Source organism: Thalassobacillus sp. B23F22_16 (assembly GCF_043496955.1).
GTDB classification, from domain to species: Bacteria; Bacillota; Bacilli; order Bacillales; family Halobacillaceae; genus Thalassobacillus; species Thalassobacillus devorans_A.
Genome location: NZ_JBIEKD010000009.1, coordinates 106,128 through 124,190, shown reverse-complemented (window position 1 = coordinate 124,190; position 18,063 = coordinate 106,128). Strand labels below are relative to the sequence as shown.

General features: G+C 45.6%; 20 protein-coding genes. All 20 read right to left on the bottom strand.

The window, feature by feature from the left end; genetic code table 11:
- Nucleotides 1-2: 2 nt before the first annotated feature.
- The 20 genes from ACGTNI_RS09365 to atpE all read right to left on the bottom strand — a co-directional run bounded on the left by ACGTNI_RS09365 (nucleotide 3) and on the right by atpE (nucleotide 18,026).
- Nucleotides 3-722, bottom strand: a complete 720-nt coding sequence (locus ACGTNI_RS09365; protein ID WP_394461839.1) for a YwmB family TATA-box binding protein — start codon at nucleotides 720-722, stop codon at nucleotides 3-5.
- Between the two features lie 91 nt (nucleotides 723-813).
- The gene (locus ACGTNI_RS09360; RefSeq protein ID WP_085506243.1) at nucleotides 814-1,059 is read right to left on the bottom strand and encodes a DUF1146 family protein; all 246 of its coding nucleotides are present in this window, start codon (nucleotides 1,057-1,059) and stop codon (nucleotides 814-816) included.
- A 294-nt stretch (nucleotides 1,060-1,353) separates the two neighbouring features.
- Nucleotides 1,354-2,859, bottom strand: a complete 1,506-nt coding sequence (gene nuoN / locus ACGTNI_RS09355) for an NADH-quinone oxidoreductase subunit NuoN (protein ID WP_085506244.1) — start codon at nucleotides 2,857-2,859, stop codon at nucleotides 1,354-1,356.
- Between the two features lie 4 nt (nucleotides 2,860-2,863).
- Nucleotides 2,864-4,333 carry a complex I subunit 4 family protein gene (locus ACGTNI_RS09350; protein WP_085506245.1) on the bottom strand — a complete coding sequence of 490 codons (1,470 nt, stop codon included), beginning with the start codon at nucleotides 4,331-4,333 and terminating at the stop codon, nucleotides 2,864-2,866.
- A complete protein-coding gene (nuoL, locus tag ACGTNI_RS09345; protein ID WP_394461836.1) occupies nucleotides 4,333-6,198 on the bottom strand; it encodes an NADH-quinone oxidoreductase subunit L in 1,866 nt (621 codons plus the stop codon). Before nuoL ends, ACGTNI_RS09350 begins: the two co-directional genes overlap by 1 nt.
- A gap of 51 nt (nucleotides 6,199-6,249) precedes the next feature.
- Nucleotides 6,250-6,564: an NADH-quinone oxidoreductase subunit NuoK gene (gene nuoK, locus ACGTNI_RS09340; protein WP_085506247.1), complete on the bottom strand. Its 315-nt coding sequence runs from the start codon at nucleotides 6,562-6,564 to the stop codon at nucleotides 6,250-6,252.
- A complete protein-coding gene (locus ACGTNI_RS09335; protein ID WP_085506248.1) occupies nucleotides 6,561-7,076 on the bottom strand; it encodes an NADH-quinone oxidoreductase subunit J in 516 nt (171 codons plus the stop codon). The genes nuoK and ACGTNI_RS09335 overlap by 4 nt, the downstream gene beginning before the upstream one ends.
- A complete protein-coding gene (nuoI, locus tag ACGTNI_RS09330) occupies nucleotides 7,073-7,492 on the bottom strand; it encodes an NADH-quinone oxidoreductase subunit NuoI (protein WP_062442402.1) in 420 nt (139 codons plus the stop codon). The genes ACGTNI_RS09335 and nuoI overlap by 4 nt, the downstream gene beginning before the upstream one ends.
- Nucleotides 7,493-7,566: 74 nt before the next feature.
- Nucleotides 7,567-8,586, bottom strand: a complete 1,020-nt coding sequence (nuoH, locus tag ACGTNI_RS09325) for an NADH-quinone oxidoreductase subunit NuoH (protein ID WP_085506249.1) — start codon at nucleotides 8,584-8,586, stop codon at nucleotides 7,567-7,569.
- Nucleotides 8,586-9,686 carry an NADH-quinone oxidoreductase subunit D gene (locus ACGTNI_RS09320; protein ID WP_394461833.1) on the bottom strand — a complete coding sequence of 367 codons (1,101 nt, stop codon included), beginning with the start codon at nucleotides 9,684-9,686 and terminating at the stop codon, nucleotides 8,586-8,588. Before ACGTNI_RS09320 ends, nuoH begins: the two co-directional genes overlap by 1 nt.
- Nucleotides 9,687-9,689: 3 nt before the next feature.
- A complete protein-coding gene (locus tag ACGTNI_RS09315; protein WP_394461831.1) occupies nucleotides 9,690-10,811 on the bottom strand; it encodes an NADH-quinone oxidoreductase subunit C in 1,122 nt (373 codons plus the stop codon).
- Nucleotides 10,808-11,326 carry a NuoB/complex I 20 kDa subunit family protein gene (locus ACGTNI_RS09310; protein WP_062442412.1) on the bottom strand — a complete coding sequence of 173 codons (519 nt, stop codon included), beginning with the start codon at nucleotides 11,324-11,326 and terminating at the stop codon, nucleotides 10,808-10,810. Before ACGTNI_RS09310 ends, ACGTNI_RS09315 begins: the two co-directional genes overlap by 4 nt.
- The gene (locus ACGTNI_RS09305) at nucleotides 11,317-11,691 is read right to left on the bottom strand and encodes an NADH-quinone oxidoreductase subunit A (RefSeq protein WP_085506253.1); all 375 of its coding nucleotides are present in this window, start codon (nucleotides 11,689-11,691) and stop codon (nucleotides 11,317-11,319) included. The genes ACGTNI_RS09310 and ACGTNI_RS09305 overlap by 10 nt, the downstream gene beginning before the upstream one ends.
- Before the next feature lie 484 nt (nucleotides 11,692-12,175).
- Nucleotides 12,176-12,577, bottom strand: a complete 402-nt coding sequence (locus ACGTNI_RS09300) for a F0F1 ATP synthase subunit epsilon (RefSeq protein ID WP_139823759.1) — start codon at nucleotides 12,575-12,577, stop codon at nucleotides 12,176-12,178.
- A 96-nt stretch (nucleotides 12,578-12,673) separates the two neighbouring features.
- A complete protein-coding gene (atpD, locus tag ACGTNI_RS09295; protein ID WP_085506255.1) occupies nucleotides 12,674-14,086 on the bottom strand; it encodes a F0F1 ATP synthase subunit beta in 1,413 nt (470 codons plus the stop codon).
- 42 nt (nucleotides 14,087-14,128) lie between these two features.
- Nucleotides 14,129-14,992 carry a F0F1 ATP synthase subunit gamma gene (locus ACGTNI_RS09290; RefSeq protein WP_394461828.1) on the bottom strand — a complete coding sequence of 288 codons (864 nt, stop codon included), beginning with the start codon at nucleotides 14,990-14,992 and terminating at the stop codon, nucleotides 14,129-14,131.
- Between the two features lie 39 nt (nucleotides 14,993-15,031).
- Nucleotides 15,032-16,540, bottom strand: coding sequence for a F0F1 ATP synthase subunit alpha (gene atpA, locus ACGTNI_RS09285; protein ID WP_085506257.1), 1,509 nt, complete (start codon nucleotides 16,538-16,540; stop codon nucleotides 15,032-15,034).
- Nucleotides 16,541-16,555: 15 nt separating this feature from the next.
- Nucleotides 16,556-17,104: a F0F1 ATP synthase subunit delta gene (locus ACGTNI_RS09280; RefSeq protein ID WP_062442425.1), complete on the bottom strand. Its 549-nt coding sequence runs from the start codon at nucleotides 17,102-17,104 to the stop codon at nucleotides 16,556-16,558.
- Nucleotides 17,101-17,625, bottom strand: coding sequence for a F0F1 ATP synthase subunit B (gene atpF, locus ACGTNI_RS09275; protein ID WP_085506258.1), 525 nt, complete (start codon nucleotides 17,623-17,625; stop codon nucleotides 17,101-17,103). The genes ACGTNI_RS09280 and atpF overlap by 4 nt, the downstream gene beginning before the upstream one ends.
- A gap of 188 nt (nucleotides 17,626-17,813) precedes the next feature.
- A complete protein-coding gene (gene atpE, locus ACGTNI_RS09270) occupies nucleotides 17,814-18,026 on the bottom strand; it encodes a F0F1 ATP synthase subunit C (RefSeq protein WP_062442430.1) in 213 nt (70 codons plus the stop codon).
- Between the last annotated feature and the right edge of the window lie 37 nt (nucleotides 18,027-18,063).

The following is an 18,063-nucleotide window of genomic DNA, read 5'->3' as shown; positions in this document are numbered from 1 at the left end:
TATTAATATTCAGACGTGATTATTGGTGTGCCTACTGTAATACTTGTCTTTGCGCCCAAACCTTTGCGGACAGCAAATTGGACATTCATGGCACCTTCTGGCAGCGGGATCGTCTGCTCCCACTCTGGTGTATATCCGGAAATACTGGTAAAGTCAGTTTCATTTATCGATTCGATTGTTTTTATATCTAGGGCTTGTCTTAATTTTTGATACACTAAAACATCATCAATAATACCATTAAATTCAGCTTTTGCACAAGAGAAAATAGCGACATTTTCTGTGAAGATTCGACCTTTTTTAACAAAAAAATAATTTGTTAAATAATGTTCACTTGCTTCCCCCCAGCTTGTCCCTGTTATTTTATAAATGAGTTCGATATGATTGCTCTTTTCCCTTGGGACAATGACAATAAACGTTTCGACGATCCCTTCCTTTTTTTGTGGGTTAGTCATCGAATATTTAATGCTGTTACGATCAGAAGCCTGCTGCCATTCTGCTTCTGGCAGTTCCTCTTCTATTTGTGCCTGGAGTTCCTCCAAGTGCTGGGACGGGAATGACTCCTTCGCCATCACATTCCAGCCATCCACCTCAATGCCCTGGTTTTTTAAATGTTCAGTAATGGCATAAAGTGGCATTTCTTCTGTGTTTTTGACCCCTGCGAAAGTTTCCAAATCTGTGCTTAAAACCAAAGCAGCAACCAGGATGATCAACAGTCTTCTCATCGTAACAACCCTCTCCTTGATAGATTACTATTTTCATTGTTTCCAAGGAGAGGTTATTGCATACGGTTTATTTCTCAACATGATGCGACAATCAGAACAGATGGACCAACTGCTGCGACCATTGAAGGAAATCAAGGAAGAAACGGCTGACGCTTGTACCAATCGTGATCGTAACCAGAATCATCAATACCCTGACTTCAAATACATGGTCTTTACGGATCCACCCTTCCAGCTTTATCGCCTGAAGGACCCTCCAGGTAATAATGATAAAAATCAGATGAGAAACCATGCCGGCTAAAGCCTGTTGACCAGCCTGCTGTAAAAAAGTATCTAACATATTCCTATACACCTCTTCAATTTCATTTCCCTTATTGACTATAATCCTTTCCAAACATGCCATGGAGAAATGAAATTGTCAAACCAGCGGATATCCTAGTCTACTACTACCTTAATTTCACTCGCTGTAAACATACTGAAATTAGAAAAACTTGGCTTGTCGCCAAGTACTAATGGCGAAAGCCTTAGTCTTTTCTTATACTTTAACCCTTTTAATAAAGTTAAATTTTCCTAAAGTACAAAAAAATCCCCCCGGCAGATGCAAAAAGCACATCTCCGGAGGGAGCGATGTTTTTTAATAGAACATTTCTGCAAAGTTAAATTGAGTTTGGAAGAATTCTAACACCACTCCAGGGAATAAACCCAGGGTAATGGTACCTGCTGCACAGAATACCATGGCAATCGTAACTCCAACCGGCATCCTTATCGGTGCTGCACTGCCAGACGGCCGCATGAACATTTGTGCCATCACGCCAAAATAATAGAAATAGGAAATGACTGTAGTTCCCATCATGACCGCCGCTAATATGTAGCGGGATGGATCCGAGAACAGAGCTCCTATGAAAATATTCAACTTCCCAATAAAACCTGCTGTACCAGGAATCCCGGCTAATGATAACAAGAAGATCGTCATCATGACAGCCACCCATGGCCTGCGATAGAAGAGTCCGGCGAAGATGGATATATCTTCTGAATGGCTATGCTCACTCATGACCTGGATGACGGCAAACGCTCCTATGTTCATCAGCAAGTACGCCGCCAAATAAAACCACATGCTCTCAAACATCATCTCGGAGAAAGCTACGAACGGAACCAGTAGATAACCAGCGTGAGCAATACTTGAATAAGCGAACAGCCGCTTGATATTCCTCTGCTTTAAGGCGATAGTATTTCCAGCTATCATCGTTATTCCCGCCAGCACGCTTATGAATATCATCATCGATTGCAACAGGGAAGTATTCGCTTCTAATCCTTGCGCAAATGGAAAAACACTCAGTAAGACGCGTAGGATGATGACAAACCCTGCCGTTTTCGATACGACACTCAAGAAAGCGGTTACCGGAATCGGAGCTCCCTGATAGACATCAGGTGCCCACATTTGAAAAGGAACAGTGGAAATCTTGAATGCCAGCCCGACAAAAGTCAGGATAAAAGCGATACTTAATAAAACCAGTCCATTTTCCGGGGCAATATTCGATATTTCCCGGGAAATGTCGGCAAGATTCGTACTACCTGTCAATCCATAAATATAACTTAGTCCGAATAAGGTAAAAGCGCTTGAAATTCCTCCATTGATGACATATTTCATTGCCGCTTCATTTGATTGTGTCGATTTCTTCCTTGTTCCGGCCAGGATATAAGAAGAGATGGACAGTAATTCTAACCCAACAAACAGTGTAATCAAGTCAGCGCTGCTTGCCATCATCATAGCGCCAAGCAATGCGCTCATGAGCAGGTAATAGAATTCCCCGCGATAGAGAAGTTCACCTTTCGCTTCATAGGAAACTCCCATCAAAAGTACCAGCAGCGCTCCGATGAGCAGGAGAATTTTGAAACTCAAAGAAAATGCGTCCAGTCTGTAGGTGTTAGCAAGAATCATGGCAGGCTCATGCCCTATTTGACTGAAAAGGAAAATCAGGGCGATTCCTATACCCGCTGCGCCAAACCAGCCGAACAGCTTACGATCCACCTTTTTATCAGTAAATAAATCGACTAAGGATAAGACGGTAGCAATAATCAATATGGTGAACTCTGGGGCCATCATACTCCATTCATAACTTAACAATGTTTCCATATCCATAAGCTTACCCCCCTATCCCTGGCATGATAGATTCTAAAGTCAACTGCAGTGTATGTGTGATAATGGCAGGGTAGACACCAATCAATACAATTAATGCAAGTAAGGCAGCAGCTGGAATCATCTCTATTCTCGTCAAATCATACATTCCTGTAAAAGACTTGATCGTTTTTCCATAGGTGACACCGAGAACTGCCCGTAACATGTAGACAGCGGTCATAATTATTCCGAGCGTACCAATTGCAGCCATCCATGGCATCGTCTCGAATAGCCCAAGGAACGCCATGAACTCGGATACAAACCCGCTCATTCCCGGCAGCCCTAATGACGCCATTCCTGCTGCCAGCAAGAACCCTGCTGCGAGCGGCATCCCTTTGGCTAACCCGCCGAGACTGCTGAGTTTTGTAGTATGTGTTCTCTGGTGGATAATGCCAACCAGTAAGAATAATAAGGCTGCGATCAACCCGTGTGACAAAGTCTGGAAAATAGCTCCCTGAATTCCCGCTTCGTTCATTGCTGCCACTCCAAGTAAAACGATCCCCATATGGGAAACACTGGAATAAGCGAACACACTTTTCAATTCATTTTGCACAAAAGCGAGGAACGCCCCGTACAATAAATTAATTAAGCCAAGTATTGCAATGAACGGTGCCACTTTTGCAAACTGATCTCCGAATATTCCCAGACCAAAGTTGATTAAGCCATAGGCGCCAATTTTGAGTAAGATACCTGCGTGAATCATCACGACTGCGATCGGTGCATGAACGTGCACTCTTACCATCCAGGTATGCAATGGTACGATTGGCAGTTTGACCCCAAATGCGACTAATAAAGCCAACATACTTCCATAACGGAATTCTTCACTAACTGCCTCACCGCTTGCCATGATAGCTTTCAGCTCTTCGATATTGGTCGTTCCTGTTTTTGCAAAGATTGCTGCAAACAAAATCAACAGGATTGCTGAACCTAGACCGTTGTATATAAGGAAGCTATAGGCTGCCTTTTCTCGTTCAACAAAGCCCCATCGGCCAATCAGGAAAAACATCGGCACCAAGGTTATTTCAAAGAAAATGAAGAACAGGATCAGATTCTCTGCTGTGAATACTCCAAGCATTCCGATTTCCAAAATGAGGAACCAAAGGAAATAGGCCTTCAATCCTTGCTTAATCTGAGCAGCTGCCACACTGGCTGACAATGTCGATACGATTGTGGTCAGTAATATCAGTAACAAAGAAAAACCATCGATGCCAAGCTCATAGTTTACCTGGAACATTCCGTTCCCGAAACTGATCCAGCCATGAGAAACTCCCAGGTTACCTCCTCCATGAAACTGTGTGTAGATTACCAGCGATAGTAAAAGCGGCAGTACCGTAGCGAGAATCCCCGTAAGGCTTACCGTTTTCCTTTCTGCAGACTGAACACTTAATAGCAAAATACCAATCAATGGGGAGAAAATCATTAACGTCAACCAATCCATTATAGGTACCCCCCTGTCCAGACGACGAGGAAGACAAGAATAGCCAGGCCGATGAATGCCATAGCACCATATGTCTGCACTTGCCCCGACTGCAGCTTCGAGCCAAGGCTTCCGGCAGCCCGGGTGACACCTGCTACGGCTGCTACAATGACTTCCACAATGTATTTTTCTATAAAGCTTCCAAGATAACCGACGGCGCGCGCAGCGTATTCGACGGTATATTGATAGAATTCATCTATAAAATATTTGTTAAAGACCAACGTATAGGTCGCAGGCATATGACTGGATAAAAAGTCACGCTGCAACGATTTTTTATAATAGATAAGATAGGCAAGGCCGATACCAGCAAAGGCAATCAAGCTTGCCGCCAGCATCACCCATACCGGGCCCTCATGATGTTCAAATGGAAGAAATTCGCTGTCCCCTGCCAGCCAATCCCCTAAAAACGTTCCAAACCAGGGAGTATTGATGTAACCGGCAAAAGCTGCCAAAAATGCGAGCACCACCATCGGGATTGTCATCGAACGTGGTGATTCACGTACTTCTGTATCCGCAGAGCGATTTTCCCCAGTGAATACCATGAAGAATAACCGGAACATATAAAAAGCTGTAAAGAATGCAGCTACAAGGCCGATAATAAACACCCCATATCGCCCGTCGTACCAGGTCGCCAGTAGAATCTCATCTTTACTGAAGAACCCGGAGAACAATGGTACGCCACTGATGGCAAGCGTACCGATTAAAAATACAGGGCCTGTGACCCGCATCTTCGTCCATAACCCGCCCATCTTTTCGATATTCTGGGTGTGTACCGCATGGATGACACTGCCTGCTGCTAAGAACAATAGTGCTTTGAAGAAGGCGTGAGTCATTAAATGAAAGACACCCGCGACATATCCCGCTGCACCTAGAGCCATCATCATATACCCCAGCTGAGAAACGGTAGAGTATGCCAACACACGTTTGATATCTGTTTGTACAAGGCCGATGGTGGCGGCAAAGATCGCTGTAAATCCACCAACAACAGCCACAACCGTCATAGCTGCCGGGCTTGCTTCAAATACCGGGAACAAGGCTGCAACAAGATAAACACCCGCCGCTACCATGGTTGCCGCGTGAATCAAGGCGGATACAGGCGTTGGCCCTTCCATAGCGTCAGGAAGCCAGGTATGGAGCGGGAATTGACCTGATTTTCCGACTGCCCCGACAAAGATGAGAATAGCAATCAACGTCAGTAGTCCTTCCGGCACTTCCCCTCCACCGACAGCGGCAAAAATGTCGTTGAATTCGAGACTGCCGACCTGCCAGAATAAGAGAATCATTCCGATAAGTAATCCGACATCGCCGATCCTCGTCATGATAAACGCTTTTTTTGCTGCTGCTTTTGCTTCTTCCTTATAAAAGTAGAATCCGATCAACAGGAACGAACCGACACCGACTAATTCCCAGAATATATACAACTGTAAAAGGTTTGGTGAAATCACCAATGCCAGCATCGCAAAGGTGAACAATCCGAGATAGCTGTAAAATGTCGTCAGTCGTTCATCACTATGCATATAGCCTTTGGAATAAATATGTACAAGAAAACTGACGAGTGATACGATGACAAGCATCAATGCATTTAGCGGCGTGACAACTACTCCAAAGCGAAATTCCAACTGGCCGATCGTCAGCCAGACCATTTCCGCTCCGCCGCTTCCATTTGCCATTTGCGTAAATAGCACGATGACAGAAAGCAGGAAAGAAACCCCTGTAAAACCGATGCCTACATAGCTGCTCTTTTCCTTCCACTGTTTTCCGAAGAAAAGGAGTAAAAGGAACGACAGCAATGGAAACAAAGGGATCAACCATGCATTTTCTAACATCCTGACACAACTCCCTTCTGTTCCAGGTTTGCAATTGAACCGATAAGGAACCTAGTGCTTCATCGTATTCATCTCATCGATCTGCACTGTTGAGCGGTTCCGGTAAAGTGCGATAAGAATCGCGAGGCCGACAGCAGCTTCAGCAGCTGCTACGGTGATGGTGAATAACGAAAAAATTTGACCGGTAATACCCGGATTAATGCCATACTTACTGAAAGCGACCAAATTGATATTGACCGCATTCAACATCAGTTCAATCGAAATCAGGACGATTACTGTATTCTTTTTTGTCAAAGCACCGTAGAGACCAATACAAAACAGCACTAGAGCTAAGAGAAGATAGGCATTGACTGGTATGGCACTCATTTTTGCTCCGCCTCCTCCTCGTCATCCCGTTTGGCTAAAATGATCGCGCCTACTAAAGATACGAGCAGGACCACAGACATCAATTCAAACGGGATGACATATTTGCTGTACAATTCGATACCGATCTGCTTTGTGTTTTCCACATGCAGACTGGTCGCCTGGTCGCCGAATGACACCTGGTTGATCGAAAAGTACATCGTAAAGAAAAATAATACTACTCCAGCACCGACAACCATATTTCTTGTCCGGTTGCCTTTTGTTCTTTGGGTATCGTTATGCCGTGTGAGCATGATTCCGAAAATCATGATGATCGTGATAGCACCAGAGTAGATCAGTACTTGCGCAATGGCAACAAATTCAGCTGATAACAGGACATATAACCCGGCAATTGCAAGAAAAGTAAGGACGAGCGACAGCAGCATGTGGATGACTTTTGTTAAATTCAGCATCAAAATGCCACCTAATATCGCAAGCAATGCCAGAACTAGAAAGGCGAATAATTCTCCACTCATGCTTTATTCTCCTCTCTGATGTTCTGATCATTTTCATCCAGCCACTCCAGATTTTTAAATAGATCGTCCCGTGAGTACTCCGCCAGTTCGAAATTGTTCGTCATAACGATTGCTTCTGTCGGACATACCTCCGTACAGAGATCACATAAAATGCAGATTTCAAAGTTGATGTCATACGTGTCGATGACTTTCCCTTTTTTATCAGGATCCGGGTGTTTTTTCCCTGTCAACTGAATACAGTCTGTCGGGCAGATGTTGGCGCACTGGTTGCAGACAATACATTTTTCCGGGTAGAACTTCTGGATGCCCCGGAAACGATCCGGCATCGGAACCGGCTCATCAGGATACTGGTAGGTCATTTTTTCCCTTGTCATATTTTTCAGGGTATATTTGAGACCTTTCGCTAAACCAAGCATATGTTCAGCCCCCTTTCAATTGGTATGCTGTACCTTTTTGAAAACCTGGCTTTTCGCAAAGCATGACGAAAATATTAGAAAAACAGCTCTTTGATAATCGCTGTTACAAAAATATTCGCTAATGCGATTGGAAGCAGTACTTTCCAGCCAAATTCCATCAACTGGTCTGCGCGCAGTCGTGGAAAAGTCACACGCAGCCACATGAAGAAGAAAACAACGACGATGAACTTCATGGTGAACCACACCGCTCCAAGTCCGATGTCGTTCAGGCCTATCCCTGGAATTGGTGCATTCCACCCGCCAAGGAATAACACAGTAATCAACGCAGAAAGTGCAAATAGATAGACATATTCCGCCAGCATGAAGAAGGCGAAACGAAAACCGGAGTATTCTACATGGTAGCCGGCTACCAGCTCTGACTCCGCTTCTGGAAGGTCAAATGGTGTCCGATTGAGTTCTGCTGTCCCGGCGATCAGGAAAATGATGAACGCAACTGGCTGTAAAAAGACAAACGCTACATTCTCTTGATAAACGACGATGTCGTAAAGATTAAGGCTGCCTGTAAACAGGATGATCCCTACTACAGACATCACTAACGGAATCTCATAGGAGATCATCTGGGCAGCGGCACGCATGCCCCCCATCAGGGCATATTTATTATTAGAAGCCCATCCTGCCGTTACAATGCCGATCGTGGATATACCCGAAATCGCGATGTAATACAGCAACCCGACACCGATATCTGAAAACTTGAATGCCGGTGTAAATGGAATGACTGCCAATACTAAAAAGGCAGGAGCATAAGCAATCATCGGTGCTAGAATGAACAGCGGTTTATCCGCTTGCTTAGGCATCGTGTCTTCTTTTATTAACAGTTTCAATACGTCAGCCACACTTTGGAGCAAACCGAAGCGTCCACCGACACGGTTTGGGCCGTGTCTAAGCTGCATGAAACCCATTACTTTTCGTTCTGCCAGAATCGCAAAAGTTACGAAACCAAGTCCAATCCCCAGCATGGCAACACCTAGTGACAGGAAAATGGCCATGTTCCCCCAGCCTGGCTGGGATTGTAAAACGGAATCGATCCAGGTCATCAGCCATCCACCTCCCCTAAGACGATATCCACCCCTCCGAGAATCGTGATTAAGTTGGCCATGTTTTCCCCTTCGAGCAGTTTAGGGAGAATTTGAAGGTTATAAAAGGATGGCCTTCTGAACTTAATACGATACGGCTCTTTTTTTCCTTCACTGGCAATATAACAGCCGATTTCTCCACGAGGAGATTCAATTCTGACAAAAGCCTCCCCTTTAGGGGCTTTTATAATCCGTGGTACTTTTGCCATGAACTTACCATCATCCGGAATCTGCTCGACAGCCTGTTCAATTATTTTCAAGGACTCTTCGATTTCTGCCAGCCGGCATTGGTAGCGCGCCCAGGCATCTCCTCCATCTCGTGTGATGACGTCGAAGTCGAAGCGATCATAGATGGAATACGGTTCGTGCTTCCTGAGATCCCAATCGACCCCGGTACATCTCAAGTTTGCTCCGCTTAGCGAATATTGCAGGGCATCTTCCTGGGTGTAGCGCCCGACCCCCTTCACGCGGTTTAAAAAGATTTCGTTGCCTGTCACCAGGTCATGATAGCCAGACAGCTGTTCTCTCATATAAGGAACGAAATCGCGTACTTTATCAATCCAGCCTTCTGGTGCGTCCCATTTGACCCCGCCGACACGCATATAATTGAATGTCAGCCTGCCACCGGAAAGTTCATTCAACAGGTTAATGATCGCTTCCCGTTCTCGGAAAGCATAAAGGAAAGGGCTTACCGCCCCGATATCCAATAAATATGTACCGAACCAGACCAGATGACTGGCTACTCTGCCGAGTTCCATTGCCAACACCCGTAAATATTCGGCGTGATCCGGAAGTTCAAGACCCATCATCGTTTCAACGGCGTGGCAAATGACATAGTTATTTGTCATTGCTGATAGGTAATCCATCCGGTCTGTATATGGAATGATTTGTGTATATTGTAAGTCCTCCGCAAGCTTTTCTGTCCCCCGGTGAAGATAACCGATGACCGGTGTCGCTTCCTTGATGGTCTCCCCATCGACTTTGATGACAAGACGGAACACACCATGGGTGCTCGGGTGCTGCGGGCCTACATTAAGCATCATTTCTTCTGTTCTGATCATTGCCTACACCTCCACATCATGGGGCTCGTAATCTTTTCTCATCGGATAGCCGACCCAATCTTCTCCAAGCAGAATCCGCTTTAAATCCGGGTGGTTAAGGAACTTGATTCCGAATAAATCGTATGCCTCGCATTCCGGCCAATTCGCACCCTTCCACAGGTCCGTCACCGACTCGATTTCCGGCTGGTCCCTGTCAATTTTTACTTTGAGGGCAACCGACTGTTTGTTTCGGAACGAGAAGAGATGTAAGTAAACTTCCATATGCGTTTCAAAATCGGTTCCATGCAGTTCTGATAGATAATCGAACCCAAGCTGTTCATTGAATTTTAGAAACTCCGCGATTTTATGATAGGTATCTCTTTTTGCTACCAATGTCGGTACGTGTTTGGATAAGCGATTGATATAGGCATCCTCAAATACACCTTCCCCGAGATGCTCCTTAATGACTTTCGTATATTTATCAAGGAGAGGCTGGTTCGGAGACGGCTTCTCTTCTTCGGTTTCCTCTTTTTTGTCAGCCCCTGCTTTTTTCTTAGCTCTGGCTGCCGCAGCTTTTGCTTTAGCGGCTGCTACTGCTTTTGCTTTTTCATCGTCTTCGGCCGACTCGCCGTCAGATGCTTCACGTTTTTTCCTGGCTGCTGCAGCTGCATTTGCTTTAGCAGCTGCTGCCGCTTTCTTCTTAGCTGAATCATCTTTATCAGAGGTTGAATCACTTTCGGTTTTCGATGACTCTTCCTGATTTCTTTTCTGTTTGGCTAAAGCAGCTGCTTTCGCTTTGGCTGCGGCCGCTGCTTTCTTTTTTGCTAGGTCATCCGGCTTTTCGGATGTCTTCTCTTCCGGATTAGCCGCTTCTTCCTGCTTTCGCTTCTGCTTGGCTAAGGCTGCAGCTTTTGCTTTAGCCGCGGCTGCTGCTTTTTTCTTTGCCAGGTCTTCATCAGTATCTGAGGTTTGCTTTTCCTGACTGTCTTTATCAGAGGTTTGGGATGCTTTTTCCTTATCTTTGACTGTGGCATCTTCTTCTCCCTCAGCCGCTTTTTCTTTCTCCTTCTTTTTCCTCAATGCCTCCGCCTTAGCTTTTGCCGCTGCGGCGGCTTTCTGCTTTTCCAAGTCTTTTTCATCACTCATCGACTGGTCACCCGCTTTCCGGTTTTGGCTTCATAGCGGATTTTCTCCTGTAATTTGTTGATTCCATAAATAAGCGCAGCTGGGTTTGGAGGACATCCCGGGATATATACATCAACTGGGACGATTTGGTCGACTCCTTTCACAACTGCATAGGATTTTATATAAGGGCCTCCTGCTGTTGCACAGGATCCCATGGCAATCACATATTTGGGTTCCGGCATCTGATCGTACAAACGGCGTAATACCGGCGCCATTTTTTTCGTAACGGTGCCCGATACTATCATGACATCCGAATGACGTGGAGATGTTCGGAAAAAGGATCCAAAACGATCCAGGTCATAATGTGAGGATCCGACCCCCATCATTTCAATCGCACAGCAGGCAAGACCGAAAGTCATCGGCCATAACGAATTGCTCCTTGCCCAGGCTTTGACTTGTTCTAATGTCGTCAAAAAGACATTTCGTTCCATTTCTGCTTTTTCTTGAGGGGAAACATTTTCTAAATTTAAATCCATCGTAGCACCTTCTTTTTCCAAGCATAGATGAGGCCAATCAAAAGCATGACGACAAAAATAAGCATTTCAATCAATGCGAAGACGCCCAGTTCTTCATAGGCAACGGCCCACGGGTACAAGAAAATGGTCTCCACATCAAATATGACGAACATCAAAGCGAAGATATAATAGCGGGCGTTGAACTGGACACGTGCATCCTGGAAAGGGTCAATCCCACTTTCATACGTCGTCCGTTTCTGTTCCGTCGGTTTATTTGGACGGAGCAGCCTCCCAAGTGATAAAGCCACAATCGGAAGCAAAATACCAAGCGCCAAAAAGATAGCTACCACTAAATAACTGTTCTGATATGTAAAAAGATCCGCCATTTCCCCTCCCCCTTCTAAATAAAAATTTTAGAAGATTAGCAATTTTGTAATCGCTATCATTATAGCAAATCCTGTATATAGTGTCGATATGACCCGAGTGATATATATCCAGAATTTACTATCTTTCGTTTTCTTCCCATCTTTACTTTAAATCAAATACAGTTTTCGTGCGATGACAAACGTGGTTGCCGGCAAAGGTTTTTTCAATTATAATGTTTGTTTAAGTTTTATGAGTTGTCCTGCTGAATCATGAATTATTCTTTTGTTATAAAACAAAGAAATCCTGCTGCTCTCCCAAAATATATCTGGCTCCTCACCTGTATATGCTACAGTTGGGGAGCCAGTTGCTTTTACCGAAATTAGAAATTCTATTAAATTTGCTGGATTGTCACAAAAAAGATAAGTAGTTTTCAAATCGATTTATATTAAAGATTTCTTAGACTACAAAAAAACTGCTTTCCAAATGGAAAGCAGCTTTTTGTTATTAATTATTTTGATATACATCTAAACGGTTGATCGCACGTTTTAGTGCCATTTCAGCCCGTTTGAAATCAACATCTTCCTGCTTCGTTTGCAGACGGCGCTCAGCACGCTCCTTCGCCTTCCGTGCACGTTCTACATCAATCTCAGAAGGCATTTCTGCCGATTGTGCCAGAATCGTCACTTTGTCCGGACGAACCTCTAAAAATCCGCCGTTGACAGCGATACGCTCGGAGCTGCCTTCTTTTTTCAGACGGACGGCACTGATCGTCAAAGGAGCGACCATTGGGATATGCCCAGGAAGCACCCCGAGTTCACCGCTTTCCGCCTTACAGCTCACCATTTCAAATGCATCTTCCAAAACCGGGCCATCAGGAGTGACAACACTCACCGTTAGTGTCTTCATGATTACCCCTCCTTGGGCTAACTCGACCTATAGGGATGGGCTGGCAAAGAGGCATCCGCACCCTTTTGCCTGCCCTTCCTTCAGGTAAGAAAATTCTTATTGCATCTGTTTCGCTTTTTCAACGACATCTTCGATACGTCCGACTAGGCGGAAAGCATCCTCTGGAAGGTCATCATATTTGCCATCGAGGATTTCTCTGAAGCCTTTGACCGTTTCCTGAACAGGTACATAAGAACCTTTTTGGCCTGTGAACTGTTCGGCAACGTGGAAGTTCTGAGAAAGGAAGAACTGGATACGACGAGCACGAGAAACTGTTTGCTTGTCTTCATCCGATAGTTCATCCATACCAAGTATCGCAATAATATCCTGAAGTTCCTTGTAACGCTGCAGGGTACGCTGCACTTCTCGAGCTACCTCATAGTGCTCCTGACCAACAATTTCAGGGTCAAGGGCACGGGAGGTAGATGCAAGTGGATCCACCGCAGGGTAAATACCTTGCTCGGAAAGTTTACGTTCCAGGTTAGTAGTTGCATCCAAGTGGGCGAATGTCGTTGCTGGTGCCGGGTCTGTGTAGTCATCGGCAGGGACATAGATCGCCTGAATGGATGTTACGGAACCTTTATCTGTGGATGTAATACGTTCCTGCAATTGACCCATTTCCGTCGCAAGTGTCGGCTGGTAACCAACGGCAGATGGCATACGGCCAAGCAACGCGGATACTTCCAGACCACCCTGGGTGAAACGGAAAATATTATCGATGAAGAACAATACGTCCTGCCCTTGTTCATCACGGAAGTATTCAGCCATAGTAAGACCTGTCAGCGCCACACGCATACGTGCTCCAGGCGGCTCGTTCATCTGACCGAATACCATCGCTGTACGGGAAATAACTCCGGAGTCCTTCATTTCAAAGTACAGGTCATTTCCTTCACGGGTACGCTCACCAACACCGGCGAATACGGAAATACCACCGTGCTCCTGGGCGATGTTGTTGATCAATTCCTGGATTAGTACAGTTTTACCTACACCTGCACCACCAAATAAACCGATCTTACCACCTTTAACGTAAGGTGCCAGCAAGTCTACGACTTTGATTCCTGTTTCCAGGATTTCCGTTTCTGTTGCCAGGTTTTCGAATTTTGGAGCCTGGCGGTGGATTGGATCGCGGCGAACGTCCGCTCCTAATGGCTCATCAAGGTCGATATTTTCACCTAACACGTTGAATACACGTCCAAGTGTTACTTCACCGACCGGCACAGAAATCGGGCCGCCTTTATCATTGACTTCCATTCCGCGCTGCACACCTTCAGTAGATGCCATAGCAACGGTACGGACTGCGTTGTCCCCTAAATGAAGGGCAACTTCCAATGTAAGGTCGACGTTTACTTCATATTCGTTTTGCGCGGGTGAATACACGTGCAAAGCGTTATTGATATCAGGGAGTTGTCCGTCTTCGAAAGAAACATCGACAACCGGTCCCATGACTTGGATTACGCGTCCTTTACTCATCGATTTCCCTCCTAACTAACTATTCGAAGTCCAGGAAGCTTACTACTCGAGAGCAGCTGCTCCACCGACAATTTCGGTGATTTCCTGGGTGATGGCTGCTTGACGGGCCCGGTTGTATTTAAGTGACAGGTCACCGATAAGATCATCGGCATTATCTGTAGCACTCTTCATAGCAGTCATACGGGCTGCATGTTCACTGGCTTTACCGTCGAGCAAAGCGCCATATATCAAGCTTTCAGCATATTGAGGCAGCAATACTTCCAGAATTTCTTCCTGGTTCGGCTCATATTCATAGGAGCTTGTCGTTGCTTTGACCCCTTCGCTCAAATCTGTCAACGGCAGAAGCTTTTTCTCAGTCACTTCCTGAGTAATAGCACTGACGTAGTGGTTGTAATAAAGATAAAGCTCATCGATCACTTCATCGGTAAATAGCTGCACCGTTTCCGAAGCGATATCTTTGATATCGGCGAAGTCAGGCTGATCTGCAATAGCAACAATCTCTTTATCGATCGGCATGTTTCGCTTACGGAAAAAGTCACGACCCATTTTCCCGATGGTGATAAGTGTATATTCATCAGCCGAAACGTGGCGCTTTTGGATCGTTTGATAAACAGCACGAAGAACACTGCTGTTATAGGCTCCTGCAAGGCCGCGGTCGGAAGTGATAACAACGTATCCAGTACGTTTTACGTCGCGTGACTTAAGCATCGGATGGTCAGCGTCACCGCCGCCAGTGGCGATACTTGCCACGACTTCCTGGATCTTTTCGCTATATGGTACGAATGCTTTGGCATTTTCTTCTGCACGATTCAATTTCGCAGCAGAAACCATTTCCATCGCCTTCGTAATTTGCTTCGTTTTTTTCGTGGAGTCTATCCGGCCTTTAATATCTCTAAGGGATGCCACGCTATTTCACCACCCTTTCTAACAAAGGTTGCGTTCCAATTATTCAGAAACGACGAACGTCTTTTTGAACGCTTCGACCGCTTCTTTCATATCTTCTTCATCTGCAAGCTTTCCGGTTTCACGGATTTGCTTAAGAAGTTCTTTGCGGTTGCTTTCTGTCCAGTTGTGGAATTCTTCTTCAAAACGTGTAATGTCCTCAACCGGGATATCATCTAAGAACCCTTTGATCAATGCGAAGATGATCATAACCTGCTTCTCTACAGCGAGCGGCTTATGAAGACCCTGCTTCAATACTTCTACCGTACGGGCACCACGGTTCAGCTTAGCCTGGGTAGCTTTATCCAGGTCAGAACCGAACTGTGCGAATGCTTCCAGTTCACGGTAGGATGCCAGGTCAAGACGCAGTGTACCTGCAACCTTCTTCATCGCTTTGATTTGGGCAGAACCACCAACACGAGATACAGAAAGACCTGCGTTAATCGCCGGACGTACACCGGAGAAGAACAAATCAGACTGCAAGAAGATCTGTCCATCTGTGATGGAAATTACGTTGGTCGGGATATAAGCGGAAATGTCCCCGGCTTGTGTTTCTACGAAAGGAAGGGCTGTCAAGGAGCCTCCACCTTTTGCATCACTAAGTTTCGCTGCACGTTCTAACAGACGGGAGTGAAGGTAGAATACATCACCCGGGAATGCTTCACGACCTGGCGGGCGGCGTAGCAATAGGGAAAGTTCACGATAGGCAGCAGCCTGTTTGGAAAGGTCATCATAGACCACCAATACGTGCTTGCCGTTATGCATGAATTCTTCACCCATGGACACCCCTGCATATGGTGCTAAGTATAGAAGTGGAGCCGGCTGGGAGGCACTTGCCGTTACAACGATCGTGTAATCCAAGGCACCATGGCGGCGTAAGGTTTCTACTGTTCCACGAACGGTAGATTCTTTCTGACCGATAGCGACATAGATACAAATCATGTCCTGGTCAGCCTGGTTCAAAATTGTATCGATGGCAACTGTGGTCTTACCAGTCTGACGGTCTCCGATGATCAACTCACGCTGTCCACGACCAATCGGTACCAGTGCGTCAATCGCTTTAATACCAGTTTGAAGCGGTTCATCGACCGATTTACGATCCATAACACCTGGTGCAGGTGATTCAATCGGACGTGTTTTTGATGTTTCAATCGCTCCTCTGCCGTCTACCGGCTGACCGAGCGGGTTTACAACACGGCCCAGCAATTCTTCCCCTACAGGTACTTGCATGATGCGGCCGGTACGACGAACTTCGTCGCCCTCTTTAATATCTGTGAATGGTCCCAAAATGACAAGACCGACGTTGTTTTCTTCCAGGTTCTGGGCAAGGCCCATCACACCATTCGAAAATTCAACCAACTCACCGGACATGACGTTGTCAAGTCCATGAGCACGCGCGATACCATCACCGACTTCGATGACCGTACCTACATCGTTGACTTCAATATCAGATTCATAGTTCTCAATTTGCTGTTTTATCAGTGAACTGATTTCTTCAGCTTTGATGCTCATGCCATTTCACCCCTATCATCTATTGTTTCCAGATACCAATTTCCGTTCGATGCGCTCGAGTTTTCCACTGATAGAACCATCATAGATACGGTTTCCAATGCGGATTTTGATACCGCCGAGGATAGAACGATCGATGATGTTCGTAATTTTCAGGGTGTTCTTTCCAATCTTCTTGGCAAAAACATTTGAAATCTGGAGCTTTTCATCTTCGGACAGTTCTCGAACAGAATATACTTTTGCTTCCGCAATTCCTTTTGCATCATTCACCTTTTCGATAAAATGATCGATCAGATCAGGAATAATGTCCTCACGGTGTCGATCCAGCAATAACATCAGCGTATTCAACACTTCGGAGGAATAACCTGCAAAGCCGGTCGCAATGGTTTGCTTTTTCTTATCGATGGAGACGCGTGGATGCTTCAGGAATGTCAGCAGTTCTTTATTCGTAACCCAGACCGCGCGGATGTTGCGCAGTTCTTCTTCGAATTGTTCCAGCTTGTTTCTTTCTTTACCGAGTTGAAAAAGAGCATTGGCATAGCGTCTTGATACCACAGATTCACTCATCGCTCTTCTCCTACTTCTTTAATGTAGTCATTGATCAATTGCTGCTGGTCCTGCTCAGACAATTCTTTTTCGATGACTTTGCTGGCAACCAGTACAGATAAGGATGCCACCTGGTCTTTCAAAGTCTGAACGGCTTTTTCTTTTTCCTGCTCAATTTCCTGGCGAGCAGAAAGTTTCAGGCGCTCTGCTTCGGTACGTGCTGATTCCATGATCGCACGCTCCTGCTGTCCAGCAGTTTTCTTGGCTTCATCAATAATCGCTTGCGCTTCTTGTCTTGTCTTTTTCAACTCTTCGGAAGCTTCACGCTGCATGCGTGCGGCTTCTTCCCGACTTTTTTCAGCTGTATCTATTTCATTGGCGATATGTTCTTCACGTTCTTTCATGATGTTCATGAGCGGTCCCCAGGCGAATTTAGCAAGGAGTGCCAAAAGAACAAGGAAGAAGAACAATTGAGCCAACATATCTCCTACCATGAGGCCGCCTTCAGCGCCGACCATCAACCAACCAGTATATGCTTGCACAGTGTCCACTCCTTTCCACAACGTTACCGTAATAGGCTCTACATGAGAAAAACCCGGCTATGACAAGGTGTCATCAGTCGAATTCTCTTAATTTGAACATGTACAAATTCCCTATCAATCCGTTACAAAGTACAAAGCAATGGCGAAGACCTGCTTAGATGCCCTTCGCCATCACTGAAACTGCTATATTATCCACCCATTACGATAAACGCGATAACAACCGCGATGATTGGAATCGCCTCTACCAACGCTACCCCGATAAACATTGTAGTTTGAAGACCGCCGCGTAATTCTGGCTGACGCGCAATCCCTTCAACTGTACGACTAACAATCAAACCGTTACCAATACCAGCACCAAGTGCCGCCAAACCTACTGCAATTGCAGCTGCTAATAGACCCATAATGAAAATCCTCCTCTTATTTGTGAAAAAAATTATT